At 72.7% G+C, this 23,717-nt stretch carries 25 protein-coding genes; 17 read left to right on the top strand and 8 right to left on the bottom strand.

All coding sequences use genetic code 11. The annotated features are described in order from the left end of the window. Window positions 1-4 precede the first annotated feature (4 nt). The 8 genes from yvcK (at window position 5) to ACGWYJ_RS14055 (ending at window position 8,143) form a co-directional block, all read left to right on the top strand. Complete coding sequence (yvcK, locus tag ACGWYJ_RS14090) at window positions 5-967, top strand: uridine diphosphate-N-acetylglucosamine-binding protein YvcK (protein WP_395106407.1); 963 nt, start codon at window positions 5-7, stop codon at window positions 965-967. Between the two features lie 65 nt (window positions 968-1,032). Further along, window positions 1,033-2,013 carry a DNA-binding protein WhiA gene (gene whiA, locus ACGWYJ_RS14085; RefSeq protein WP_285698185.1) on the top strand — a complete coding sequence of 327 codons (981 nt, stop codon included), beginning with the start codon at window positions 1,033-1,035 and terminating at the stop codon, window positions 2,011-2,013. Between the two features lie 122 nt (window positions 2,014-2,135). Then, a complete protein-coding gene (locus ACGWYJ_RS14080) occupies window positions 2,136-3,944 on the top strand; it encodes a hypothetical protein (protein ID WP_395106372.1) in 1,809 nt (602 codons plus the stop codon). Between the two features lie 153 nt (window positions 3,945-4,097). Further along, a complete protein-coding gene (gene gap, locus ACGWYJ_RS14075) occupies window positions 4,098-5,105 on the top strand; it encodes a type I glyceraldehyde-3-phosphate dehydrogenase (RefSeq protein WP_395106371.1) in 1,008 nt (335 codons plus the stop codon). 73 nt (window positions 5,106-5,178) lie between these two features. Then, on the top strand, window positions 5,179-6,366 hold the full coding sequence (locus tag ACGWYJ_RS14070; protein ID WP_395106370.1) for a phosphoglycerate kinase: 1,188 nt from the start codon (window positions 5,179-5,181) through the stop codon (window positions 6,364-6,366). A gap of 3 nt (window positions 6,367-6,369) precedes the next feature. Then, window positions 6,370-7,164 (top strand): triose-phosphate isomerase, encoded by a 795-nt coding sequence (tpiA, locus tag ACGWYJ_RS14065; RefSeq protein WP_395106369.1) that lies wholly within the window; start codon window positions 6,370-6,372, stop codon window positions 7,162-7,164. Between the two features lie 240 nt (window positions 7,165-7,404). Further along, the gene (gene secG, locus ACGWYJ_RS14060; RefSeq protein ID WP_285698176.1) at window positions 7,405-7,647 is read left to right on the top strand and encodes a preprotein translocase subunit SecG; all 243 of its coding nucleotides are present in this window, start codon (window positions 7,405-7,407) and stop codon (window positions 7,645-7,647) included. 121 nt (window positions 7,648-7,768) lie between these two features. Continuing rightward, entirely contained in the window at window positions 7,769-8,143 is a 375-nt protein-coding gene (locus ACGWYJ_RS14055; protein ID WP_395106368.1) for an RNA polymerase-binding protein RbpA, read from the top strand. A gap of 10 nt (window positions 8,144-8,153) precedes the next feature. On the opposite strand, the gene ACGWYJ_RS14050 is transcribed toward ACGWYJ_RS14055, so the two are convergent. Then, a complete protein-coding gene (locus tag ACGWYJ_RS14050) occupies window positions 8,154-9,461 on the bottom strand; it encodes an acyltransferase family protein (RefSeq protein WP_395106367.1) in 1,308 nt (435 codons plus the stop codon). A 274-nt stretch (window positions 9,462-9,735) separates the two neighbouring features. On the opposite strand from ACGWYJ_RS14050, the gene glyA reads away from it, so the two are divergent. Next, the gene (gene glyA / locus ACGWYJ_RS14045; RefSeq protein WP_395106366.1) at window positions 9,736-11,016 is read left to right on the top strand and encodes a serine hydroxymethyltransferase; all 1,281 of its coding nucleotides are present in this window, start codon (window positions 9,736-9,738) and stop codon (window positions 11,014-11,016) included. Here the strand turns inward: glyA and ACGWYJ_RS14040 are convergent. Next, window positions 10,983-11,813, bottom strand: a complete 831-nt coding sequence (locus ACGWYJ_RS14040) for a class I SAM-dependent methyltransferase (protein ID WP_395106365.1) — start codon at window positions 11,811-11,813, stop codon at window positions 10,983-10,985. The two genes, glyA and ACGWYJ_RS14040, sit on opposite strands and share 34 nt — an antisense overlap. Before the next feature lie 69 nt (window positions 11,814-11,882). On the opposite strand from ACGWYJ_RS14040, the gene ACGWYJ_RS14035 reads away from it, so the two are divergent. Beyond that, a complete protein-coding gene (locus tag ACGWYJ_RS14035; protein WP_395106364.1) occupies window positions 11,883-12,581 on the top strand; it encodes a carboxymuconolactone decarboxylase family protein in 699 nt (232 codons plus the stop codon). Window positions 12,582-12,619: 38 nt separating this feature from the next. After that, the gene (locus ACGWYJ_RS14030) at window positions 12,620-14,038 is read left to right on the top strand and encodes an NAD(P)/FAD-dependent oxidoreductase (protein ID WP_395106363.1); all 1,419 of its coding nucleotides are present in this window, start codon (window positions 12,620-12,622) and stop codon (window positions 14,036-14,038) included. Here ACGWYJ_RS14030 and ACGWYJ_RS14025 read toward each other — a convergent pair. Beyond that, entirely contained in the window at window positions 14,025-14,348 is a 324-nt protein-coding gene (locus ACGWYJ_RS14025; protein WP_395106362.1) for a winged helix-turn-helix transcriptional regulator, read from the bottom strand. The genes ACGWYJ_RS14030 and ACGWYJ_RS14025 overlap by 14 nt on opposite strands. Window positions 14,349-14,440: 92 nt before the next feature. Between ACGWYJ_RS14025 and ACGWYJ_RS14020 the strand changes: the two genes are divergently transcribed. The 5 genes from ACGWYJ_RS14020 to ACGWYJ_RS14000 all read left to right on the top strand — a co-directional run bounded on the left by ACGWYJ_RS14020 (window position 14,441) and on the right by ACGWYJ_RS14000 (window position 18,709). Next, complete coding sequence (locus tag ACGWYJ_RS14020) at window positions 14,441-15,316, top strand: NAD(P)-dependent oxidoreductase (protein WP_395106361.1); 876 nt, start codon at window positions 14,441-14,443, stop codon at window positions 15,314-15,316. A gap of 101 nt (window positions 15,317-15,417) precedes the next feature. After that, window positions 15,418-15,921 (top strand): DUF1992 domain-containing protein, encoded by a 504-nt coding sequence (locus ACGWYJ_RS14015; protein ID WP_395106360.1) that lies wholly within the window; start codon window positions 15,418-15,420, stop codon window positions 15,919-15,921. A gap of 25 nt (window positions 15,922-15,946) precedes the next feature. After that, the gene (locus ACGWYJ_RS14010) at window positions 15,947-16,273 is read left to right on the top strand and encodes a MerR family DNA-binding protein (protein WP_395106406.1); all 327 of its coding nucleotides are present in this window, start codon (window positions 15,947-15,949) and stop codon (window positions 16,271-16,273) included. Between the two features lie 139 nt (window positions 16,274-16,412). Then, the gene (locus tag ACGWYJ_RS14005; RefSeq protein WP_395106359.1) at window positions 16,413-18,119 is read left to right on the top strand and encodes a formate--tetrahydrofolate ligase; all 1,707 of its coding nucleotides are present in this window, start codon (window positions 16,413-16,415) and stop codon (window positions 18,117-18,119) included. Next, entirely contained in the window at window positions 18,116-18,709 is a 594-nt protein-coding gene (locus ACGWYJ_RS14000; protein ID WP_395106358.1) for a cyclodeaminase/cyclohydrolase family protein, read from the top strand. Before ACGWYJ_RS14005 ends, ACGWYJ_RS14000 begins: the two co-directional genes overlap by 4 nt. Here ACGWYJ_RS14000 and ACGWYJ_RS13995 read toward each other — a convergent pair whose 3' ends face one another. Then, window positions 18,710-19,114 carry a cupin domain-containing protein gene (locus ACGWYJ_RS13995; RefSeq protein ID WP_395106357.1) on the bottom strand — a complete coding sequence of 135 codons (405 nt, stop codon included), beginning with the start codon at window positions 19,112-19,114 and terminating at the stop codon, window positions 18,710-18,712. Between the two features lie 356 nt (window positions 19,115-19,470). Between ACGWYJ_RS13995 and ACGWYJ_RS13990 the strand changes: the two genes are divergently transcribed. After that, the gene (locus ACGWYJ_RS13990) at window positions 19,471-20,259 is read left to right on the top strand and encodes an NAD(P)-binding domain-containing protein (RefSeq protein ID WP_395106356.1); all 789 of its coding nucleotides are present in this window, start codon (window positions 19,471-19,473) and stop codon (window positions 20,257-20,259) included. Window positions 20,260-20,372: 113 nt separating this feature from the next. Here the strand turns inward: ACGWYJ_RS13990 and ACGWYJ_RS13985 are convergent, their stop codons facing one another. The 4 genes from ACGWYJ_RS13985 to ACGWYJ_RS13970 form a co-directional block, all read right to left on the bottom strand. Then, complete coding sequence (locus ACGWYJ_RS13985; RefSeq protein WP_395106355.1) at window positions 20,373-20,972, bottom strand: HEAT repeat domain-containing protein; 600 nt, start codon at window positions 20,970-20,972, stop codon at window positions 20,373-20,375. A 221-nt stretch (window positions 20,973-21,193) separates the two neighbouring features. After that, complete coding sequence (locus tag ACGWYJ_RS13980) at window positions 21,194-21,988, bottom strand: ABC transporter permease (protein ID WP_395106354.1); 795 nt, start codon at window positions 21,986-21,988, stop codon at window positions 21,194-21,196. Beyond that, window positions 21,985-22,917: an ABC transporter ATP-binding protein gene (locus tag ACGWYJ_RS13975; protein ID WP_395106353.1), complete on the bottom strand. Its 933-nt coding sequence runs from the start codon at window positions 22,915-22,917 to the stop codon at window positions 21,985-21,987. Before ACGWYJ_RS13975 ends, ACGWYJ_RS13980 begins: the two co-directional genes overlap by 4 nt. Window positions 22,918-23,006: 89 nt before the next feature. Beyond that, on the bottom strand, window positions 23,007-23,714 hold the full coding sequence (locus ACGWYJ_RS13970) for a response regulator (protein WP_395106352.1): 708 nt from the start codon (window positions 23,712-23,714) through the stop codon (window positions 23,007-23,009). Window positions 23,715-23,717: the final 3 nt, after the last annotated feature.

Here is a 23,717-nt window from a genome sequence, read left to right as displayed (position 1 = left end):
CGAGGTGGTGGCGCTCGGCGGCGGGCACGGCCTGTACGCGTCGCTGTCGGCGCTGCGCCGGGTCACCGGCCGGCTGAGCGCGGTGGTGACGGTCGCCGACGACGGCGGCTCCAGCGGCCGGCTGCGCCGCGAGCTGGGCGTGCTGCCGCCCGGCGACCTGCGGATGGCGCTGGCCGCGCTGTGCGGCGACGACGAGTGGGGCCAGACCTGGCGCGACGTCGTCCAGCACCGGTTCCGCAGCCAGGGCGAGCTGCACGACCACGCCGTGGGCAACCTGCTGATCGTGGCGCTGTGGGAGCTGCTGGGGGCGGCCGCGCAGGACTCCGGGCCGGGCAGGCCCGGCTCCACGGTGGCGGGGCTCGACTGGGTGGGGCGGCTGCTGGGCGCGCAGGGCCGGGTGCTGCCGATGGCCTCGGTGCCGATGGACATCGTCGCGGAGGTGCGCGGCGCCGACCCGTCCCGGCCCCACGAGGTGACGCGGGTGAAGGGGCAGGTGGCCTGCGCGAAGACGCCTGGTACGGTGCTGGGCATCGACCTGGTCCCGGCCGATCCGCCGGCCTGCCCCGAGGCGGTGGAGGCGGTGCGGTCCGCGGACTGGGTGGTGTTCGGCCCGGGGTCGTGGTTCACCAGCGTGCTGCCGCACCTGAAGGTGCCCGAGCTGGCCCGCGCGCTGGTCGCCACGCCGGCCCGCCGGGTGGTCGCGCTGAACCTCGCGCCGCAGCCGGGGGAGACCGACGACTTCTCGCCGCAGACCCACCTGGAGGTGCTCCAGGCGCACGCACCCGACCTGCGGGTGGACGTGGTGCTGGCCGACCGGGGGGTGGTGGAGGACCCGGCGGCGCTGGACAAGGCCGTCCAGGACCTCGGGGGCCGCCTGGTGCTGGCCGACGTCGCCGCCGACGACGGCTCGCCGCGTCACGATCCGGCCCGGCTGGCCCAAGCCTTCGTGAAGATTTTCGGTGACTGACCTCGGGCGGGGCCGCCATCGGCCACACTGCTGGCGAGGCCAGGTCCTAGGGGGAGGGTGCGTTCATGGCGATGACAGGGGTGGTCAAGGACGAGCTGAGCCGGCTGCCGGTGCTCAAACCGTGCTGCCGGAAGGCCGAGGTGTCGACGCTGCTGCGGTTCGCCGGTGGACTCCATCTGGTCAGCGGGCGGATCGTGATCGAGGCCGAGATCGACACCGGGTCCGCCGCCCGCCGGCTGCGCCGGGACATCGCCGAGGTGTTCGGCCACAGCTCCGACGTCGTGGTCCTCGCGCCCAGCGGGCTGCGCAAGGGCAACCGGTACGTGGTGAGGGTGTTCCGGGACGGGGAGTCGCTGGCCCGCCAGACCGGCCTGATCGACAACAACGGCCGCCCGGTGCGGGGGCTGCCGCGGCATGTGGTCGCGGGGGCGGCCTGTGACGCGGAGTCGGCGTGGCGGGGGGCGTTCCTGGCGCACGGGTCGCTGACCGAGCCGGGCCGGTCGATGTCGCTGGAGGTGACCTGCCCCGGCCCGGAGGCCGCGCTGGCCCTGGTCGGCGCCGCCCGCCGGCTGAAGATCCACGCCAAGGCCCGCGAGGTGCGCGGCGTCGACCGGGTGGTGGTGCGCGACGGCGACGCGATCAGCGCGCTGCTGACCCGGCTCGGCGCCCACGACAGCGTGCTGGCCTGGGAGGAGCGGCGGATGCGCCGGGAGGTGCGGGCCACCGCCAACCGGCTGGCCAACTTCGACGACGCCAACCTGCGCCGTTCGGCGCGGGCGGCGGTCGCCGCCGGCGCCCGGGTGGCGCGGGCGCTGGAGATCCTCGGCGACGACGCGCCCGAGCACCTGGTGAGCGCGGGACGGCTGCGCCTGGAGCACAAGCAGGCGTCCCTGGAGGAGCTGGGCCAGCTCGCCGACCCGCCGCTGACCAAGGACGCGATCGCGGGACGGATCCGGCGGCTGCTGGCGATGGCCGACAAGCGCGCCCAGGACCAGGGCATTCCGGGCACCGACGCCAACCTGACCGCCGACATGCTCGCGCCCTAGCCGCGCGCTCCCCGGAACTTTGTGGTGTTTCCGCTGGTGACGCGGCGCATGACATCGGCCTGACGGCGGGCCGCCCAGCCCCGTTCACAGGTCCGTAACCCGCCCGCCGTTGGATTCGGTGGATGCGTGCCTACCTTGCGATCTCGGTGAGCGACCGCGGGAACGTGATCCCCGGTCACGTACGGGACGCCGCCCGCGCGGCGATCGCGGACGCGGTGCCGGTGCCGCCGGACCGGTGGCGGACGGCGGAATGGTTCTCGCCGGACGGCGGTGTCGCGCTGCTGGGCTGGTCCAATGAGCCGGACGAGCCGCCGTTCCCGCCGCCGCTGCGGTCCGCGGGCGGCCGCGTCCTCGGATACTGCGGCTACCTGGCCGGTGAGGACGACGCCCGCGTGCTGCTGGAGGCCGACGACCCGGGCAAGGCGTCGGACGGGCTGGGCGGCTGCTTCTCGGGCTTCCGCGCCGACCCGTCCGGGTTCGTCGCGCTCACCTCGGTGACCAGGGCGTGCCCGGTGTACTACGCGGAGGCGGGCGGGATGCGGTTCGCCGCCTCGCGCGCCCTGCTGGCGCACCTGCCCGCGCGCGCCGCGGTGACCGGGCTGGTCCGGCCCGAACCGGCCTACGACGTGCCCGCCCTGCACGTGATCGTCCGGCACGGCTTCTTCACCTCCGACCACACCCCGTTCCAGGGCGTGGCGGCGGTGCCCAACGCGGGCACGCTCACGGCCCCGGTCGGCGGGCTGCTCCGGGTCGCCGAGCGCCCGCTGCCCGAGCAGGGCGAGATGCCGCGCGGCCGGCGCGACGCCGCCCGGCTGATCGCGCCGCTGGCCGAGGCGATGACCGAGGCCGTGCGGCCGTTCACCCGGCACGACCGCCCGATGCGGCTGGCGCTGTCGGGAGGGCGCGACAGCCGCCTGATCGCCGCCGCCTGCCACGCCGCCGGGGTGCCGTTCTTCGGCGCCGTCCACGGGCTCGCCGACGACCCGGACGTGCGGATCGCCGAGCGGGTCGCGGGCGTCCTGGGCGTGGAGTGCCAGGTCACCCTGGACCGGCGGGAGCACGGCGCGGTGGTCGTCCCCCACCCGCTGCGCCGCGCGCACGGGATCGTCCGGACGTGCGAGGGCATGAACTCCGCGTACGAGAGCGTGAACGGGTGGGCGCCGTTCGACCCCGAGCCGCGCAGTTCGGGCAGCGGCGGCGAGCGGCTGCGCGGCGGGTTCCTCACCGACCAGAGGGACCTCACCCCCGACGGCGTCCGCCGCAGGCTCCAGACGATCTTCCTGGCGCAGCGGGCGCTGCTGAGCCCGGAGAGCAACGCTGCGGCCCACAAGAGCTACGAGCACTGGTGCGCCAGGTACGCGGACGAGGGCATCGGCGTCCTGGACCGCCTGCACATGTACTACAAGACCGGCCGCTGGCTGGCGGGCTCCCACACCGCGACCCTCATGAACTGGGCGTACTACCACCCGTTCCTGGACAACCGGGTGGCGCGGGCCGCGCTGGCGCTGCCCGTCGAGTGGCGGCTCGGCGAGGAGCCGGTGGCGATGCTGATCAAGATGTTCGCGCCCGCGCTGCACGACGTCCCGCTGGAGGGGCGCCGCTGGCGGTACGAGCGGCGGCGGCCGGCCGGGGTGCTGGAGCTGCCGGGCTGGTGGCGCCGCGCCACGCCGCGCGCCCACCGCACGCCCGGGTTCAACTGGCGCCGCTCCTACGGCAAGGACATGGCGGACCTGATGCGCGAGGAGATCATGTCCGCGCCGGCCGAGCTGCTGGAACTCGTCGACAAATCGGTGCTGGAGACACGGCTGGCGGAGGTACCGCCCCGCCGGCCCCACCAGGCATGGGCCCTGCTGACGCTCAAGACGCTGCTGTCCAACGCCTGGCGGGAGCCCGCCCCGGACCTCCCCGAGATCACGGTCCCGGTGACGTGATCATCACCCGTCCGGGGGAGCGGCGGACCACCCGCTCCTCACCTCGCGCCGGTGTCGGGACGGGGCCGGGCATTCGATAGGGTCGGAAGCCGGGGAACCCACCCCGTTCCAGGTGAGAGACACGTCGAGACACGTCATGAGGAGAGCCGTTCCGTGACCATCCGAGTAGGCATCAACGGGTTCGGCCGGATCGGCCGGAACTTCTACCGCGCGCTCAAGGCGAGCGGTGCCGACATCGAGGTAGTGGCGGTCAACGACCTGACCGACAACGCCTCCCTCGCGCAGCTGCTCAAGTACGACAGCATCCTGGGCCGCTTCCCCGAGGAGGTCACCGCCACCGCCGACGAGATCGTCGTGGGCGGCACGCCGATCAAGGTGTTCGAGCAGCGCGACCCGGCCAACCTGAAGTGGGGCGAGCTCGGGGTCGATGTCGTGGTCGAGTCCACCGGGTTCTTCACCGACGCCACCAAGGCCAAGGTGCACGCCGACAACGGCGCCAAGAAGGTGATCATCTCCGCGCCCGCCAAGAACGAGGACGTGACGCTGGTCCTCGGCGTGAACGACGACGCCTACGACCCGGCCGCCCACACGGTGATCTCCAACGCCTCCTGCACCACCAACTGCCTGGCTCCGCTGGCCAAGGTCCTGAACGACGCGTTCGGCATCGAGAAGGGCCTGATGACCACGATCCACGCCTACACCCAGGACCAGAACCTGCAGGACGCGCCGCACAAGGACAAGCGCCGCGCCCGCGCCGCCGGCATCAACGTCGTCCCGACCTCCACCGGCGCCGCCAAGGCGATCGGCCTGGTGCTGCCGGAGCTGAACGGCAAGCTGGACGGCTACGCGCTGCGCGTCCCGGTGCCGACCGGCTCGGCCACCGACCTGACCGCCACGCTGTCCCGCGAGGTCACCGTGGACGAGGTCAACGCCGCCTACCGGGAGGCCGCCGAGAGCGGGCCGCTGAAGGGCTACCTGACCTACACCGAGGACCCGATCGTCTCCGCCGACATCGTCACCGACCCGGCCTCGTGCATCTTCGACTCCGGGCTCACGAAGATCATCGGTGACCAGGTGAAGGTCGTCGGCTGGTACGACAACGAGTGGGGTTACTCCAACCGCCTGGTCGACCTGGTGAAGCTGGTCGGCTCGTCGCTGTAGCCCAGGCTCGACCGCCGTGGCCGCGCCGGCGCGCGGCCACGGCGGTCCCGTCTCCGGAAGGACATCGCACTCGATGCGTACCATCGACGACCTGGACGTGGCCGGGAAGAGGGTGCTCGTCCGGGCCGACCTGAACGTTCCCATCGAGGACGGGCGGATCACCGACGACGGGCGGATCCGGGCCGGCCTCCCGACGATCTCCACGCTGCGGGAACGCGGCGCCAAGGTGATCGTCTGCGCGCACCTGGGCCGTCCCAAGGGGGAGCCGAAGCCCGAGTTCTCGCTGGCCCCCGTCGCCGCCCGGCTCGGCGAGCTGCTCGGCGCGGAGGTGGCGTTCGCGTCCGACGTCGTCGGCGAGTCGGCCCGCGCCACCGCCGGGGGCCTCGCGGACGGCGCGGTCGCCCTGCTGGAGAACCTGCGCTTCGAGCCGGGCGAGACCAGCAAGGACGACGCCGAGCGCGGCGCGTTCGCCGACCGCCTGGCCGCCCTCGCCGAGCTGTACGTGGGCGACGGGTTCGGCGCCGTGCACCGCAGGCACGCCAGCGTGTTCGACGTCCCGAAGCGGCTGCCGCACGCCGCCGGAGGGCTCATCGCGACCGAGGTGGCCGTGCTGAAGCGGCTCACCGAGGACGTCGCGCGCCCCTACGCCGTGGTGCTGGGCGGGTCCAAGGTCTCCGACAAGCTCGGCGTGATCGACAACCTGCTCGGCAAGGCCGACCGGATCCTGGTCGGCGGCGGGATGGTCTTCACCTTCCTCAAGGCGCAGGGCCACGAGGTCGGCGGCAGCCTCCTGGAGGAGGACCAGCTCGACACGGTGCGCGAGTACCTGTCGCGGGCGCGGGAGGCGGGCGTGGAGTTCGTCCTGCCCGTCGACATCGTCGCCGCGACCGCCTTCGCCGCCGACGCCCCCCACGACGTGGTCCCGGCCGACGCGATCCCCGCCGACCGGCTCGGGCTCGACATCGGCCCCGAGTCCGGCAAGCTGTTCGCCGCCCGCCTCGCCGACGCCGCCACGGTGTTCTGGAACGGCCCGATGGGCGTGTTCGAGATGGAGCCGTACTCGCACGGCACCCGCGCCGTCGCCCAGGGTCTGGTCGACTCGGGCGCGTTCACGGTCGTCGGCGGCGGCGACTCGGCCGCCGCGGTCCGGCGGCTCGGCTTCGCCGAGGACGGCTTCTCCCACATCTCCACCGGCGGCGGCGCCAGCCTCGAATACCTCGAGGGCAGGGCGCTCCCCGGTCTGCAGGCCCTGGAGGACTGACACATGGCACGGCCCGCACCGTCCAGGAAGCCGCTGATGGCCGGCAACTGGAAGATGAACCTCAACCACTTCGAGGCCATCAAGCTCGTCCAGCAACTGGCCTTCGCGCTGAAGGAGGCCGACTTCGACGCCGTCGACGTGGTCGTGCTGCCGCCGTTCACCGACCTGAGGTCGGTGCAGACGCTGGTGGACGCCGACAAGCTGCGCATCGCCTACGGCGCGCAGGACATCTCGCCGCACGCGCACGGCGCCTACACGGGCGAGATCTCCGGCGCCATGCTGGCCAAGCTCGGCTGCTCGTACGTCGTGGTCGGCCACTCCGAGCGCCGCCGGTACCACCACGAGGACGACGCGCTGGTCAACGCCAAGGCCAAGGCCGCCATCGCCAACGACATCACCCCGATCATCTGTGTCGGCGAGGGCCTGGACGTGCGCAAGGAGCAGCGGCATGTCGCCCACACCCTCGCGCAGGTCGACGGCGCCCTGGAGAAGATCCCGGCCGACAAGGTGCGCGAGTTGGTGATCGCCTACGAGCCGGTGTGGGCGATCGGCACCGGCGAGGTCGCCACCCCCGACGACTGCCAGGAGGTCTGCGCGGCGATCCGCGGCCGGGTCGGCGAGCTCTACGACGCCGAGGTGGCCGGGCAGACGCGTATCCTGTACGGAGGCTCGGTCAAGGGCTCCAACGTCGCCAAGATCATGGCGCAGTCCGATGTGGACGGCGCGCTGGTCGGCGGCGCCAGCCTGGACCCGGGTGAGTTCGTGAAGATCTGCCGTTACCGGGATCTTCCGCTCTGAACCCGGCGCCAGACCGGCCGAACGCCCGAAAATGCCCAAACAGGACGGATTCGGGCGGGATCGGGGCCGATCAGGGCAAGAGTTCTGATCGATTCGGTCGCGGTCCGGGTGTTCTCGCCTAACCAGCGGGAAAGTCGTCGTACTCTTCGGTGTGCGACGGGACCCGCCGTCCGCCCCCTCGTCCACCGCACATGTCCGACCGCACAGTCCCCTGACCTACGTGAGCTAAGAGGCACAACCGTGATCATCGCAACGTCCGCCGTGCTCATCATCACCAGCGTGCTGATGGTGATCCTCGTCCTGGCCCACAAGGGCAAGGGTGGCGGCCTGTCGGACATGTTCGGCGGCGGCGTCACCTCGTCCCTGGGCGGGTCCTCGGTGGTCGAGCGCAACCTGGACCGGCTGACGATCGCCACCGGCCTCATCTGGTTCGCCTCGATCATCGTGCTCGGGCTGCTGTTCAAGAGCAAGGGCGTCGGCTGAGCCCCTCGCGGGGCGAACGGGCCCGGCGCGCCGCCGAGACGGGGCGGTCCGGCCAGACAGAGATGTGAACGACCCCGCCGCGGGTGCGTGCGGCGTGGGGCACACGAGCAAGGAGTGATCCGTGGGTAGTGGCAACGCGATTCGGGGCAGCCGTGTCGGGGCCGGTCCGATGGGAGAGGCCGAGCGCGGCGACGCGGCTCCCCGGGTCTGGGTGACCTTCTACTGCGCCAACCGGCACGAGACGCGGCCCAGCTTCGCGACCGACGTCGCGGTGCCCGACACCTGGGACTGCCCCCGCTGCGGGTTCCCGGCGGGCCAGGACGCCGACAACCCCCCGGCGCCGCCGAAGACCGAGCCGTACAAGACGCACCTGGCCTACGTCAAGGAGCGCCGCAGCGACGAGGACGGCGAGGCCATCCTCGAAGAGGCGCTGGCCAAGCTGCGGGAGAAGCGCGCCGCCGTCAAGGCCGCGATGGAGTCCGCGGGACGCGCGTAAGCGGCAGGGCTCAGGCCCGGTTCCCCGCGGGGGAGCCGGGCCTCACGCGTTGCCGCCGGGCGAGGCGGCGGCCGAAGCGCTGGCAGGGCGCCTCGGCGTACCGGTAGGTGACGTTGCTGATCACCAGGACCGCCACCAGGTACGGGACCAGCATCAGCGGCGTGTCGGTGGAGGGCCGCCCGAGGGCGATGTTGAAGATCGTCAGCACGACGGGGTGCACCAGGTACACCGAGTAGCTGATGAGGCCGAGCCGCAGCAGCCAGCGCGGGAGCCGGCGGTTCCGCAGCGCCATCCCGGCGGCGAACGCCAGCCCGGCGACCGCGATCCCGATCACCCAGGAGCGCTGCAGCACCTCCTCGGTCTGCCCTGGCGCGTACACCTCGATGTGCCACAGCCCGCCGCCGATCAGCGCGGCGGCCACGGCGGTCACGGCGACGGCCGCGGCGCGGACGGAGAGGTGGCCGCGCTCGGCCCGGTGGATCGCGGTGCCCGCGAACATCACCGCCAGCAGGCCGAGCCCCTGCCAGACCGGCACGCGGCTGTTGCCGAGCACCAGCACGGCCGCGAGCAGCCCGCCGAGCGCGGCGCCCGTGCGCCACAGCCAGGGACGGGACGCGCAGGCCAGTCCGATCGCCAGCGCCATGATCCCGGCGGCGGTGAGCGCGACCGGGGTGACGCCGAAGCGCCCCGACAGCGCGGCGGCCGGCAGCACGGCCGCCACGGTCAGCGCGCCCACCGACAGCGCGGTGGCGATCGTGGCCGAGTGCCGGTCGAGCCGTCCCAGCGCGAACAGCGCCACCACCAGCAGGTAGAACACCATCTCGTACGACAGCGTCCACAAGACGTTGATGGCGTTCGGCACCGCCAGCAGATCCTGCATCATCGTCAGGTGGGCGGCGACGGCCGCCGACGGGTCGTAGGACGCCAGCGTCCCCGCGCGCAACGGCTTGAGCCCGGCGCGGTCCAGCAGCAGCATCACGGCCAGCACCAGCAGCAGCAGCGGATAGATCCGGAACACCCGGCCGATCCAGAACCGCCGCACCGATCCCGCGCGCTCCAGCGAGGCCGGGATGATGTAGCCGCTGACCAGGAAGAACAGCAGGACGCCGCAGTCGCCCGGGTCGATGAACCGCAGGATCTCATGCCGGAATCGAGGCAGGTACTCCGAGCTGCCGTGGTGGAAGGCCACCACCAGCGCCGCGATGCCGCGCAGGGCGTCCAGCCATTCCAGCCGTGGCGCCGCGGCCGGGGCGTCGGGAAGGGGAGCCGACAGGACAGGGGGAGACGAGGCGGAGGGCGTGGGATGTCCTGTTTTCATTATCCGGAGACCCTATTGGATGGGGATCGCCTGAGCTGCCCGGATGCGAGCGATCTCGCCGGACCTTCAGCGAACTCCCAGCCGGCACCGAGCACGCGGGGAGGACAGGACGGCCGGTATGCTGGCCGGACGCGACTGGCGCGATCAAGGTGGAGGCGACCACCGGGGAGCGACGTTAGTCCGCACACCGCGCGCCTGGGTGTACGGACCCCGCACGCCGGGGTTCGCGCATGCGAGATGGCTCCGGCGACGACGTGAAGCCGCGGAGGCCACCATGCACGACCCGTCCCTGTCCCATCTCACCGGCCAGGACCCCGAGCTGGCCGGGCTGGTCGAGGCCGAGGCCCGGCGCCAGCACGACAAGATCAGGCTGATCGCCTCGGAGAACTACGTCTCGGCCGCCGTCCTGGAGGCCACCGGCTCGGTGCTGACCAACAAGTACTCCGAGGGGTACGCGGGCCGCCGCTATTACGAGGGCCAGCAGAACATCGACCCGATCGAGACGCTGGCCATCGAGCGCGCCAAGGCCCTGTTCGGCGCCGAGCACGCCAACGTGCAGCCCTACTCGGGCTCGCCGGCCAACCTGGCGGTCTACCTGGCGTTCGCCGAGCCGGGCGACCCGGTGATGGGCCTGTCGCTGCCGATGGGCGGGCACCTGACGCACGGCTGGTCGGTGTCGGCGACCGGCAAGTGGTTCACCCCGGTCCGGTACGAGGTGCGCGCCGACACCGGCCGTATCGACATGGACCAGGTGCGCGACCTGGCGCGCAAGGAGCGTCCCAAGGTGATCTGGTGCGGCGGCACCGCGATCCCCCGGACCATCGACTTCGCGGCGTTCGCCGAGATCGCCCGGGAGGTCGGCGCGGTGCTGGCGGCCGACATCGCGCACATCGCGGGGCTGATCGCGGGCGGCGCCCATCCGTCCCCGGTGGGCCATGCCGACGTGATCACCACGACCACGCACAAGACGCTGCGCGGCCCCCGCGGCGCCATGATCCTCTCGACCGCGGAGCACGCGGCGGCGGTCGACAAGGCGGTCTTCCCCGGCCTCCAGGGCGGCCCGCACAACCACACCACCGCCGGGATCGCGGTCGCCCTGCGCGAGGCGGCCCGGCCGGACTTCACCGACTACGCGCACCTGGTCGTCGCCAACGCCAAGGCGCTGGCGGAGGCGCTGCTGGAACGCGGCTACGACCTGATCTCCGGCGGCACCGACAACCACCTCATCCTGATCGACCTCACCGGCAAGGGCGTCCCCGGCAAGCCCGCCGCGCAGGCCCTCGACCGCGCCGGGATCGAGCTCAACCACAACGCGGTCCCGTTCGATCCTCGCAAGCCCTTCGACCCGTCCGGCCTGCGGCTGGGCACCGCGGCGATCACGACCCGGGGCGTCACGCCCGACCGGATGCCGCGGATCGCCGAGTGGATCGACGACATCGTGCGGGCCACCGCCCGCGGCGAGGACCAGGCGGAGAAGGAGGAACGGCGGGTCGCGGCCGAGATCCGCGAGCTGCTGGCCGGCTACCCGATGCCGGGCTGGGCGCCGGTCCCCTGATCCGGCCGTCCGCCGCCCCGCGCCCGCCGGAAGACCGTGATCATCCGCCAGGCGTCGGGGTCGGTGAGGGCGACGTCGCCGAAGTCGCCGTACCGCGCGACCGGTTCCAGCGCCCCCGACAGCCGGACGGCGGCGTCCAGTTCGGTGGCGCTCCAGAAGCGGTAGGGGACCACGTCCTGGATGATCCGCGCGGGCCCGGCGCCCTCGGTGATGGTCACCGTGACATGGTCCGCGGAGATCTGGGTGACCGGGTCGAGCCGGTCGGACGGCTCGCCCCAGCGGACGGTGGCGCGCGTGCCGCCGCGTTCCACCGTCCACCCGGTGCTGGTGGTGGGCTCGTCGCCGAGACGGTCGCGCGGATGCGACATCTCGACGACGTACAGCCCGCCGCCGGACAGGTGCGCCGCCGCCCGGTCGAGGTGGGCGACGAACGCGTCCAGGTCCATCAGATGGGACGTGGAGTCCAGCATGGTCACCACCAGGTCGAACCGGCGGCCCAGATCGAAGGTGGTCATGTCGTCCTGGACCACCTCCAGCGCCACGCCCTCCTGCCCGGCCCGTTCCGCCGCGTACTTGCACATCGCGGGGTGCAGGTCCAGCGCGGTCGCCGCGATGCCGCGCCGGGCGAACTCGCGGGCGTGCTCGGCGGGGCCCGCGGCCAGCTCCAGCACACCGCCGGGACGGGACGTACCGTGCCGGTCGCACCAGCCGAGCAGCACGTCCACCTCGGCCGCCACGTCACGGAACGAACAGGCCAGCTCGTAGGCCCAGGGGTCGTCATAGATGCCGGTGGTCACCGGTCGATTCTGACGCACCCGAGGGGGCGCTGCTTGAGGCGCACCCGCCGACCGCCTAGCGTGCGGTGGGTGATCGACCCAGTGAACGCCGACCTCGGCGACCCCGTGACAGACGACGCCCTTCCTCCGCGGGACGCGGAGCCCGCCGACTCCGACTCCGGGCGCGAGGGCGTCCGCCTGCCGCTGCTGCGACCCGGACTGCTGAGCGAGGAGCAGCGGGAGGTGTACGAGGCGGTCACCGGCGGGCCGCGCCGCGACGGGCCCTCGCCCATCCGGTACATGGACGACGAAGGCCGCCTCCTGGGCCCGTTCAACGCGATGCTCTACAGCCCGGCCGTGGGCATGCCGCTGCAGGAGCTCGGCGCCGCGCTGCGGTTCCGGACGGCCTTCACCAAACGGGAATGCGAGATCGCGATCCTGGTCGTGGCGGCCGGGCACCGCGCCCCCTACGAGTGGTACGCGCACGAGCGGATCGGCCGCCGCGCCGGCCTCACCGAGGACGAGCTGGACGCGCTGCGCACCGGCGTCGCCCCCATGCTCGCCGACGTGCGGGAACGGGTGGTGTACGAGGCGGCGCGCCAGATGGTCGTGGACGGCGACCTCAGCGATCCCGTCTACGCCGAGGCGGTCGCCACGCTCGGCCGCGCCGCCGTCGTGGAACTGGTCGCCATCGTGGGGTACTACTCGGCGCTGGCCCTCCAGATGCGGGTGTTCCGGGTGGGCCTTCCCGAGGGGGAACCCGAGCCGCGGTGGGGCCAAGATGCCTGACGTGCTGCGAAGCCCTCGGCGTTAGATCAGGATGAGGCATGGACTCGCAACACGCCCCGCTCGCCCCCGGCTTCGGCAACGGGGGCGTGTCGTACTGGTACCGCGACGCGGGTGGCGTTCCGTCCCCCGGTGAACGCCTGCCCGGACCCCGCTCGGCCGACGTGTGCATCGTCGGCGCCGGCTTCACCGGGCTATGGACCGCGTACTACCTCAAGCGCGCGCAGCCCGACCTGGACATCGTCGTGCTGGAGAAGGAGTTTCCCGGGTACGGCGCGTCCGGCCGCAACGGCGGCTGGGTGGTGGGGGAGGTGGCCGGGTCCCATAAGCGCTACGCCCGCCGCCATGGGCGTGCCGCCGCGATCGCGTTGCAGCGCGAGATGTTCTCCACCATCGATGAGATCGTCCGCGTCGCGAAGGACGAGGGCATCGAGGCGGGACTGCTGAAAAGCGGCGTCCTGTACGTGGCGCGCAACCAGGCGCAGCTCGCCCGGCTGCACAAGCAGGTCAAGCGGCTCCGTGAGTGGGGCTGGACCGGCGAGGACGTCACGCTCGACGCGGACGGCCGTGTCAACGTCGAGGGCGCCGTGGGCGCGGCGTGGAGCCCGCACTGCGCCCGTGTCCAGCCGGCCGCGCTCGTCCAGGGCCTGGCCCGCGCGGTCCGCGGCCTGGGCGTCGAGGTGTACGAGCGCACACCGGTGCTGCGCATCCGGCCGCGCTCCAGCGTCTCGCCCGCCGCTGCCGCCACCCCGTACGGGACGGTCGCCGCCGAGTACGTCCTGCGCGCCACCGAGGGCTTCACCCCCGACCTGGAAGGCCACCACCGGGACTGGCTCCCGATGAACAGCTCCATGATCGTGACCACGCCGCTGCCCGCCGAGACGTGGCAGGACATCGGCTGGGACGGCGGCGAGCTGCTCGGCGACATGGCGCACTACTACGTCTACGCCCAGCGCACCGCCGACGGCCGCATCGCCTTCGGCGGGCGCGGCAAGCCGTACCGGTACGGCTCCCGCGTGGACGGCTCCGGCCGCACCCACCCCGGCACCGTGGACGCCCTGTGGCGCACACTCGTCGGCATGTTCCCCGCCGCCGCGTCCGTTCCGGTGGCGCACGCCTGGTCGGGCGTCCTCGGCGTCCCCCGTGACTGGTGCTCCGCCGTCACCCTCGACCACCGCACCGGCCTCGGCCACGCGGGCGGCTACACCGGCACCGGCGTGGCCACGTCCAACCTGGCCGGGCGCACGCTCCGCGACCTGCTCCTCAAGCGGGACACCCCGCTCACCCGGATGCCGTGGGTCGGCTGGAAGGCCCGGCACTGGGAGCCCGAGCCCCTGCGCTGGCTGGGCGTCCAGGCCACCTACGCCCTTTACCGCGCCGCCGACGCCCACGAGCGGGCCTCCACCTCCCGCCGTACCTCACCCCTCGCCCTGGTGGCGGACGCGATCACCGGGCATTGACCAGGTGCCGCTGCCCCCACTCGCCCAGCGGCCTCAGCGCCTCGTTCAGGGACACGCCCCGCAGGGTCAGGCTGTACTCGACGCGCGGCGGCACCTCGTCGTACACCTCGCGGTGGACGATGCCGTCCGCCTCCAGCTCCCGCAGCGAGGACGCCAGCACCTTCTCCGTGATCCCGGGCAGCAGGCGGCGCAGCTCACCGAACCGCCGCGCCCGCCCGTCCAGCGCCCACAGGATGCTCGGCTTCCACCGCCCGGCGATCACGTCCATCACCGCGTCGATGCCGCAGTGCCGCGCCCCTGGCCGTTCCATGCGCCCTCCCGCCCGATGACTCACCCCAGGGTAACCACCCACTTCGAAGTGCGTACTTCCAGCTCGTGGAGCGATCGACCAACCTGATCGCCATGGATGAGAAGACACCGCTGACCCTTCTCGGGCTCGGCGACATGGGAACCGCCCTCGCCCGGACCTGGCTCGCCGCCGGGCACCCCCTGACCGTCTGGAACCGCACCGCCGCCCGTGCCGAACCCCTCGCCGCCGAGGGCGCGCGGATCGCCGCCACCGCCGCGGAGGCCGTCGCCGCCAACGCCCTCATCGTGGCCTGCCTCCTCGACGACGCCTCGGTCGGCAGCGTCCTCGACGGCACGGACCTGTCCGGCAAGGACCTGGTCAACCTCACCACGACCACTCCTGGCCGGGCGCGGGACCGCGCACGCTGGGCGCAGGAGCGCGGCGCCCGCTTCCTGGACGGCGGCATCATGGCGGTCCCGCCCATGATCGGCGTTCCGGAGTCCGGCGGCCACATCTTCTACAGCGGCTCCCGCGGCCTCCTGGACGACCACCGCGCCACCCTCGCCGTCCCCACCGGCGTCACCTACGTCGGCGAGGACGCCGGCTTCGCGGCCCTCCACGACGTGGCCCTCCTGAGCGCGATGACGGGCATGTTCGCCGGGATGAGCCACGCCTACGCCCTGATCCGCAACGAGGACATCGCCCTCAAGGACTTCGCTCTCCTCCTCCAGGGCTGGCTCACGACCATGGCGGGCTCCGCCGTCCAGACCGCCGTCCAACTGGAGAGCGGCGACTACAAGAGCGGCGTCGTCTCCAACCTCGCGATGATGGTCGAAGGCAACGCGACCCTGCTGCGCACGGCCGAGGAGCAGGGTGTCAGCCCCGAACTGCTGACCCCGTACATGGACCTGATGTCCCGCCTTCTGGCCGACGGGAGTCCCGACGAGGGTGCCGCGGGAGTCGTCGATCTGCTCCTCCGTCACGACTGAAACTCAGCCCACGCGCGCGGCCTCGAACCGGCCGAGATCCTGCTCCGGGAACGGCCGCATACCCTGGTAGGAGGCCGTCGTTTGGGGGAGAAGGGCCGCGCATGACCGAGCGCAAGCCGCCTGGGATGAACTTCGAGACGTGGGTCGACAGGCAGATCCGCGAGGCGGAGGAGCGCGGCGCGTTCGACGAGCTGCCGGGCGCGGGCAAGCCGCTCCCCAAGAGCGATCAGCCCTTCAGCATGGAGCGGTGGGTGGCGGACTGGGCCCGCCGCGAAGGGCTGGACACCGGGGCGATGCTGCCGGAGCGGCTGCGGCTGCGCAAGGAGATCGACCGGCTCCCCGAGACCGTCCGCGACCTGCGCTCCGAGCGGGCGGTCCGGGACGTGGTGGACGATCTCAACCAGCGGATCAAGGACTCGCTGCGGCGCCCGTCCGAACTGCCGATCATGGTGTTCCCGGTCGACGCCGAGGCCGTGGTGGAACGATGGCGGAAGGCGAGACAGGCCGCGGCCCCCGCCACGGAACCCGGCAGGCCACCCACCCCCGAGCGGACGGAACGCAAAGGCCGTTTCCGCCGGCTGCGCCGGATCATCCGGCGCTCTTGAGGCGCGCGGCCGGACGGTCCCTGCCCTGGTCGTCACCCCCATCGACCGCACCCCGGGTGGACGCCGCCGCTACCACCGGCTCGACCTGGAATGGATCACCGTCCGCACCCGGCTGCGGGCCACCGGTATGCCGATCAAGACGATCCGGCGCTACGCGCAGCTCGTGTCCGCAGGGCACGGCAACGAACGGGAACGGCTCGCCCTGCTGGAAGAACACCGCGCCAACGTGGCGGCCAGGCTCGCCGAGATCCGGGACAACCTCAGGCTCATCGACCACAAGATCGGTGTCTACCGGGGCCGGCTCGCCGCCGGCGACGCCGATCGGCTGTGGGCGCCCGTCCGCCGGGACTGAGGGTCCCCCGGGCAAGGCCCCGGTCGTGACGGCGGCGGGGACTCGCCTTCCATTGCATGGGATCGGCGATGCTCCTGGGAAGCGGCCCCTCCACCATCGAGATGACCGGCTTCACATCCGGAATCTCTGGAGGCGTGCCTTGGTAGCCGAAACGTTCCCCTCCGATCTCAGCATCGCCCGCCAGGCGTCCCTCAAGCCGATCGAGGACATCGCCGGCGAGATGGGACTGAGCACCAACCTTCTGGAGCCGTACGGCGAGACGGTGATGAAGATCAAGCTGTCGGCGATCGACGAGCTCGCCGAGGCGCCCAAGGCCAAGTACGTGGTGGTCACCGCGATCACCCCGACGCCGCTGGGAGAGGGGAAGACGACCACCACGGTCGGGCTGGGACAGGGCTTCAAGCACATCGGGAAGCGGGCCACGGTCGCGATCCGGCAGCCGTCCATGGGGCCCACGTTCGGGATCAAGGGCGGGGCGGCGGGCGGCGGCTACAGCCAGGTGGTGCCGATGGAGGTGCTGAACCTGCACCTCACCGGCGACATGCACGCGGTGACGGCGGCGCACAACCTGCTGGCCGCGATGCTGGACAACCACCTGCACCAAGGCAACGAGCTGGGCATCGACCCGCACGAGGTGACCTGGCGGCGGGTCCTGGACGTCAACGACCGCGCCCTGCGCAACATCGTCATCGGGCTGGGCGCCCGCGCCGACGGGGTGCCGCGCCAGACCGGCTTCGACATCACCGCCGCCTCGGAGGTGATGGCCACCCTCGCGCTGGCCGACTCCCTGGACGACCTGAGGGCACGGCTGGGACGCATCGTCGTCGCCTACACCCGTTCAGGCACCCCCGTCACGGCCGAGCAGCTCGGGGCCGCGGGGTCGATGGCGGTGCTGCTGCGCGAGGCGATCAAGCCGAACCTGCTGCAGACCCTGGAGAACACGCCGGTGCTGGTGCACGCCGGGCCGTTCGGCAACATCGCCACCGGGAACTCTTCCGTGGTGGCCGATCTCGTCGGGATCCGGTCGGGGGACTACCTGATCACCGAGGCGGGGTTCGGCGCGGACATGGGCGCCGAGCGGTTCTTCAACATCAAGTGCCGCACGTCCGGGCTCACCCCGGACGCCGCCGTGGTCGTCGCCACCGTCCGCGCGTTGAAGGCCCATTCGGGCAAGTACGCCATCGTGGCCGGGCGCCCGCTGCCCCCCGAGCTGTTCGAGGACGACCCCGGCGACGTCGAGGCCGGCGCGGCCAACCTGCGCAAGCAGATCGAGAACGTGCGGCTGCACGGGGTCACCCCGGTCGTGGCGATCAACGCGTTCCCGTCCGACCACCCGTCGGAACACCGGGTGATCCGCCAGGTGGCCGAGGAGATGGGCGCCCGCGCGGCGGTCTGCACGCACTTCACCGACGGCGGACGCGGCGCCGCCGAGCTCGCCGAGGCCGTCGCCGACGCCGCCGAGGAGCCCAGCGACTTCCGGATGCTCTACCCCGACGGGGCGAGCCTCCGCGAGAAGATCGAGACGATCGCCACCAAGGTGTACGGGGCCGCGGCCGTCGACTACTCGCCCACCGCCTCCCGCCAGCTCGACACCTACGAGCGTGCCGGGTTCGGGGGGCTGCCGGTGTGCGTGGCCAAGACCCACCTGTCCATCTCCTCCGACCCGTCCCTCAAGGGCGCCCCCACCGGGTGGACGCTGCCGGTCCGCGAGGTCCGGGCGTCGGTCGGCGCCGGATTCGTCTACCCGATCTGCGGGGAGATGCGTACCATGCCGGGCCTGGGCAAGCGACCCGCCGCCACCCGCATCGACCTGGACGAGAACGGCGAGATCGCGGGTCTGTCGTGACGTCTCCTCCGCCTGCCGGACGCCCCGCCTACCGCGACATGACCGTCGCGGGCTGGCTGGACGCCGTCGCCGCCGCCGAGCCCGCGCCCGGGGGCGGCGGCGCCGCCGCGTTCACCGCCGCCCTCGGCGCCGCCCTGGTCGCGATGGCGGCCCGGTTCGCCCCCGCGTCCTACGGCCGCGCCGGAGACATCGCCGCGCGCGCGGACGCGCTGCGCGAACGCGCCCTCACCCTCGCCGAGGAGGACGCGACCGCCTATCGCGCCGTCCTGGAGGCGTACCGGCTGCCCAAGGACACCGAGGGCCGCCGCGACCGGATCGGGAAGGCCCTCGCGCGGGCCTGCGAGGTCCCCCTGGAGATCGCGGAAGGGGCCGCCGAGGTCGCGGCGCTGGGCGCGGACATCGGCGAGCACGGCAACCCCAACCTGATCGGCGACGCCGCCACCGGAGTCCACCTGGCCGTGGCCGCCGTCCGCTCCGCCGCCGGGCTCGTACGGATCAACGCCCGGCTGGGCGACCTGGGCACCGGCCCCGGCGACCGCGCCCGCGCGCTGCTACGGGCAGCCGAGTCCGCCGCCGGCCGGCTCGGGTAGTCACCGCCGGCCGTACTCCTCGTCGGTGACGGGGGCGCCCCATTCGTTCTCGGCGCCCTGGTCGGCGCCGCTGAGCCCTTCCCACATGGACAGGTGGGTCATGAAGTTGTCGGGGGTCGCGCCGTGCCAATGCCATTCGCCCGGCGGCGTGTACACGGTGTCGCCCGGGTGCATCACCATGACATCGCCGCCCCGGGACTGCACCAGCCCGATGCCGTCGGTGACGTACAGGGTCTGCCCGAAGATGTGACGGTGCCAGACGGTGCGCGAGGAGGGGGCGAAATGGATAAGGGTCGCCCGCATCCGGGACGGCTCGGCGGCCGTGATGATGACGTCCATCCAGACGTCACCGGTGAACATCTCGGCCGTGCCCTTGCCGGACGGTTGCTTCGGCAGAAAATCCATGGCGCGCTCCCTCCCAAGTGACCGTCCGCCCGCGACGAACCCGGAGAGGGAACGCGCGGACGTACAGGACCCGCCGCGTAGGTCGCTCGTGATCGATCCACGCGGGGGATACCCGGCAGCCCGGCCACAGCAGTGGGCGGAGGAAGAGATGACCGGCCGCGAACCGAACTTTCGGGGCGGGTTGACCTCAAGCCCGGTTGAGTTCCTAGCGTGGTCCTCGCTCCGCGATCCGAGGAGGACGGCATGACGGCCGGCGACATCGACGGCACGGTCCAGAAGGCGAGCGTCGCCGTGATCGGGCTCGGCGAGAGGGCACTGCCCTCGCGCAAGCGGTGCTGAACGGCGGACACCCCACCATGGTGTGGAATCGGACTCCGGCCAAGGCCGCGGCACTCGTCGAACTAGGAGCCCGCCAGGCCGCGACCGTCCACGACGCCGTCGGCGCGGCGCAACTCGTCATCGTGAGCGTGAAGGGGAACGCCACGGCGCGTGACCTGCTGGAAGGGGCGCGGGACGTGCCGGCCGGGCGCGCCGTCCTGAACCTGACGGACGGAACGTCGGCGGAGGCGCGGGACATGGCGGCGTGGGCCGCCGAGCGGGACGCCGCCTACCTGCACGGGCAGATCATGACGATCGCGCCGGGCGTCGGCCATCCCGACGCCGTGGTCTTCTACGGGGGCTCCAAGGACGTCCACGACGAGTTCCGCGGCGTGCTCGACTTGCTGGGTGGCCGAGGAAGCCTCGTCTCGGACGACGCGGGCGTTCCGGCCCTGTATGGGATGGCCGTCCACGACACGATGTGGGGCACGCTCAACGGCCTGCTTCACGCCGCCGCGCTCCTGGAGAGCGCGGGCATCGAGGCGGAGCGGTTCCTGACGGACGCGCGCCCTTCGATCACGGCCCTGCTGGGCTTTCTGCCCGGGATCGCGCACGAGGTCGACCGGCGCGAGCACGCCGTCGAGTACGGCGCGCTCAAGCACCACCTGCCCTCGGTCGACGACCTCGTACGGGAAAGCCGGGCACGCGGAATCGACGAGGAATTCCCCGCCTGCACACTGTCGCTCGTGAGCCGGGCCGTGGAGCAGGGCCATGGCGGTGACAGTTACTCGCGCCTGATCGAGCATTTCCGTGGCGGCTCGGGGTGAGGTGAAGCCGCGACCTGAAGGCCCTTGGCCTCGATCTTCTTGTAGATGGCGGAGAGGGTGCGCCTGTCGCCCTCCACCATCTCCAGCATGGCCTCGTTCCATCGCCGGGCGGGCTAGACCTTCACGCCGTCCATCGAACGCAGCGTGGCGGCGGCGCGGTCGCGCAGAAACTCTTCCTCGTCCTTGTCGGCGATGGCGCGCAGGCCGGGCAGCAGCGCCTCGTACCGGGTGTAGGAGGCGGCGAAGATCGAGGCGTAGCGGACGCGGGCGTCCTGGTCGGCCAGGGCGGTGCCGATGCGCTTGACGACCTGCTGGTCGGGTTTGGCGGGGGCGGCCAGGCCCAGGCGGAGCGCGGCCTGGCCGCGGGCGCGGGGGTCGCCGGACTGGTCGAACGCCTGGCACAGTTCCTCGACCGTCCAGGGGTCGAGGACCTGCGCGGCGTTCGCGGCGAGGGTCTCCACGAGGCCCTTCGGCCTGCCGGTGAGGTAGTAGTAGCCGATGCCGAACATGGCGTCCTGCACGTAGTGCAGCGACCCGGCCTTGAGGACCTGCTTGCCCAGCGTGTGCCCGTCGGCCTGCCAGACGACCTCGCCGTCGGTGCCGGACTCCCGGTCGCGTTCGGTCACGCCGACCATGGGCCAGTGAGCGCCCTTGGCGAACTCGTCGACATGCTCGACCGTCGTCTCGGGGCGGAGGACGCGTCGCCGCGTCACGAAACGATCATCTGTACGAGACATGCGGGGCATTGTCCTGGGCTTTGTCACCGTTCGCCACCGGAATGACGCATTTGGTGCGCTGATCACGTTTCAGGCTCGGTATGGGTTCGGTAAGGGATCGGTGACCGCTCAGCGTGCTGGGCCGGCGCCGGGCCGTCACCGCCGGGCTCTGGACGGCGGTGGGGGGTTCCGGTGCCGGCCTCGCGCGGGGCGCGGCGTCACTTCACCTCGCGGCGGACGAGCCGGATCGTGCCGATGAGGAGGGGGAGGAGCACCCACACGGCCACCGACGTGCCGACACGGGCCCATTCGACGCCCGTGACGTCGGGTGAGGCGAGGGACTCCAGTGTCTTGTTGGTGTCCAGCCAGCGGGCCGGGCCGGTGAGCCGCCTCACCATCTCGCCGAGCGTCGTCCACAGGGTCGGCAGGACGAAGTACAGCACGATCGCCGACGCCGGGCTGCCCAGGACCAAGCCGAACGCCACGCCCATCACGACGAGGACAACCGAGGTCAGCAGGGTCTGGCCGACCAGCTCGGGCGGCAGCGACCAGGACCCCTCCGACCGGCCGGTCGCGCCGCCGATCGCGCGGGCGGCGACCGAGCCCGCCAGCCCGATCCCGACGAACACGGCGGCCGGCAGCGCGCAGGCGGGCAGCTTCGCCGCCAGCACCCGGCGCCGGTGGGGGACGAGCGCGAACGTGGTCAGCGCCGTGCGCTGCGACCATTCGGAGGTGACCGACAGGATGCCCAGGACGGGCAGCAGGATCATCGGCCCGGCCTGCGAGGCGATGAACAGCTCCCGCAGCGTCTGCTCCTCCGCCGGCATCGTGAACAGGATCAGCGGCATCAGCGCGGGCGTGCACAGCGCGATGACGATCAGCAGCCAGCGTCCCGACCGGGTGTCGACGGTCTTGCGGAACTCGATCAGCGTCAGCCGCACCAGGGACGGGGCGGGCGGGTCGTCCACGACGGGGGGAGTGGCGTCGCGGGGAGCGGTCACGGTCGCGGTCATCGGGCCACCTCCACGGCGGGCACGGGCGAGTCGGGCACGGGAGCGGCGGCCGAGGACGCGGTGAGGGACAGGAACAGCTCCTCCAGTCCGCCGCCGGACGCCTGGCGCAGTTCCAGCAGGACGACCCCGGCCGCGGCGGCCGCGCGTCCCACCGCCTCGGCGGTCCCGTCCACCGCGAACGTCCCGTCCTCCTGGGGGCGCGCGGTCAGGCCCGCGGCGGTCAGCGCATCGCGGAGCGCGGCGGGATCCAGGCCGCGCACCAGCATCGGCCCGGGCGCGGACAGCAGGTCCTCCTTGGCTCCCTGGGCGACGATCCGGCCTCCCGCGATCACCACGAACCGGTCGGCCACCGCCTCCACCTCGCGCAGCAGGTGCGACGACAGCAGCACCGTCCCGCCCCGGTCGGCGAAGTCCCGCAGGAGCGACCGCATCCAGAAGATGCCCTCCGGGTCCAGCCCGTTGGCGGGCTCGTCCAGGACCAGCACGCTCGGGTCGCCGATCAGCGCCTGCGCGAGCCCGAGCCGTTGCCGCATGCCCAGCGAGTACCCGCCGACGCGGCGGCGGGCGGCCTTGGCGGGCAGCCCGACGCGCTCCAGCATCTCGGTGGCGCGTTCCCGTCCGACCCCGAGGAGCCGGGCGGTCAGGGCGAGGGTCTCGCGCCCGGTCCGCCCCGGGTGCATCGCGGCGGCGTCCAGGAGCACGCCGACATGCCGGCCCGGGTTGGCGATCCGCCGGTACGGGACGCCCTTCACGGCGGCGGTGCCCGAGCTCGGCGGCGTCAGCCCGCAGATCATCCGCAGGGTCGTGGACTTGCCCGCGCCGTTGGGGCCGAGAAAGCCGGTGACGGTGCCGGGTTCGCAGCGGAACGACACGTCGTCGACCGCCACGACCTCCCCATAGCGTTTGGTGAGCCGTTCAACCTCGATCATGCGTCCAGGGTGGCGGGACGCCACCCGCCGCCGCGTCGGCCGATGGTCGAGCGCGCGGCGCCGGAAGTCGACCGCCCGGCGCCGGTCGTCTACGGCGTTCCCGTGGCCTCGCCGTCCCGCTCGCCCGCGTCGTGGACGAGCAGCGCGATCTGCACCCGGTTGTTCAGCTCCAGCTTGGTCAGCAGCCGCGACACGTACGCCTTGACCGTCGCCACGCTCAGCGACAGCTCCCTGCCGATCTCGCCGTTGGTACGGCCCCGCCCGACCAGGGCGGCCACGGCCCGCTCGCCCTCGCTGAGCCGTCCCAGCAGCTCGCGGGCCCGTTCGCGGCGCGGGTCGACGCCGGTCCCGGCGACGTACGACATCATGCGGCGCAGCACCGCGGGGGACAGCATCGGCTCGCCCGCCGCGACCTGCCGGATGGCGCGGATGATGTCGGGCGGCGGCGTGTGCTTGAGCAGGAACCCGCTGGCCCCGGCGCGCATCGCGCGCAGGATGTGGTCGTCGGTGTCGAACGTGGTCAGGATGATGATCTCGGGCGGGTCGCGGCGCGCGCGCAGCAGCTCGGTGGCCGCCAGCCCGTCCAGGCGCGGCATCCGGATGTCCATCAGGACCACGTCGGGGCGGTGCCGGTTGACCGCGGGCACCACCTCGGCGCCGTCGGCCACGTCCGCGACCACGCGCAGGTCGTCGGCGGCCGCCAGCATCATCCTCAGTCCCGCGCGGACCAGGGCGTCGTCGTCCACGATCAGGACGCTGATCGGCGGTGTCCCGGTGGGGGCGCTGGCGGATTCCATGGT

This window comes from Actinomadura sp. SCN-SB (assembly GCF_043906805.1).
GTDB lineage: Bacteria > Actinomycetota > Actinomycetes > Streptosporangiales > Streptosporangiaceae > Spirillospora.
Note: the sequence above shows the minus strand (reverse complement) of the source record. Positions and strands in the feature narration are given on the sequence as shown.

Excerpts from the sequence above, each read along its gene's own strand:
- whiA (WP_285698185.1), top strand. The coding sequence starts at position 1,033 with ATGGCGATGACAGGGGTGGTCAAGGACGAGCTGAGCCGGCTGCCGGTG.
- ACGWYJ_RS14080 (WP_395106372.1), top strand. The coding sequence starts at position 2,136 with ATGCGTGCCTACCTTGCGATCTCGGTGAGCGACCGCGGGAACGTGATC.
- ACGWYJ_RS14070 (WP_395106370.1), top strand. The coding sequence starts at position 5,179 with ATGCGTACCATCGACGACCTGGACGTGGCCGGGAAGAGGGTGCTCGTC.
- tpiA (WP_395106369.1), top strand. The coding sequence starts at position 6,370 with ATGGCACGGCCCGCACCGTCCAGGAAGCCGCTGATGGCCGGCAACTGG.
- ACGWYJ_RS14050 (WP_395106367.1), bottom strand. The coding sequence starts at position 9,461 with ATGAAAACAGGACATCCCACGCCCTCCGCCTCGTCTCCCCCTGTCCTG.
- glyA (WP_395106366.1), top strand. The coding sequence starts at position 9,736 with ATGCACGACCCGTCCCTGTCCCATCTCACCGGCCAGGACCCCGAGCTG.
- ACGWYJ_RS14030 (WP_395106363.1), top strand. The coding sequence starts at position 12,620 with ATGGACTCGCAACACGCCCCGCTCGCCCCCGGCTTCGGCAACGGGGGC.
- ACGWYJ_RS14025 (WP_395106362.1), bottom strand. The coding sequence starts at position 14,348 with ATGGAACGGCCAGGGGCGCGGCACTGCGGCATCGACGCGGTGATGGAC.
- ACGWYJ_RS14020 (WP_395106361.1), top strand. The coding sequence starts at position 14,441 with ATGGATGAGAAGACACCGCTGACCCTTCTCGGGCTCGGCGACATGGGA.
- ACGWYJ_RS14015 (WP_395106360.1), top strand. The coding sequence starts at position 15,418 with ATGACCGAGCGCAAGCCGCCTGGGATGAACTTCGAGACGTGGGTCGAC.
- ACGWYJ_RS13995 (WP_395106357.1), bottom strand. The coding sequence starts at position 19,114 with ATGGATTTTCTGCCGAAGCAACCGTCCGGCAAGGGCACGGCCGAGATG.
- ACGWYJ_RS13990 (WP_395106356.1), top strand. The coding sequence starts at position 19,471 with ATGGTGTGGAATCGGACTCCGGCCAAGGCCGCGGCACTCGTCGAACTA.
- ACGWYJ_RS13980 (WP_395106354.1), bottom strand. The coding sequence starts at position 21,988 with ATGACCGCGACCGTGACCGCTCCCCGCGACGCCACTCCCCCCGTCGTG.
- ACGWYJ_RS13975 (WP_395106353.1), bottom strand. The coding sequence starts at position 22,917 with ATGATCGAGGTTGAACGGCTCACCAAACGCTATGGGGAGGTCGTGGCG.
- ACGWYJ_RS13970 (WP_395106352.1), bottom strand. The coding sequence starts at position 23,714 with ATGGAATCCGCCAGCGCCCCCACCGGGACACCGCCGATCAGCGTCCTG.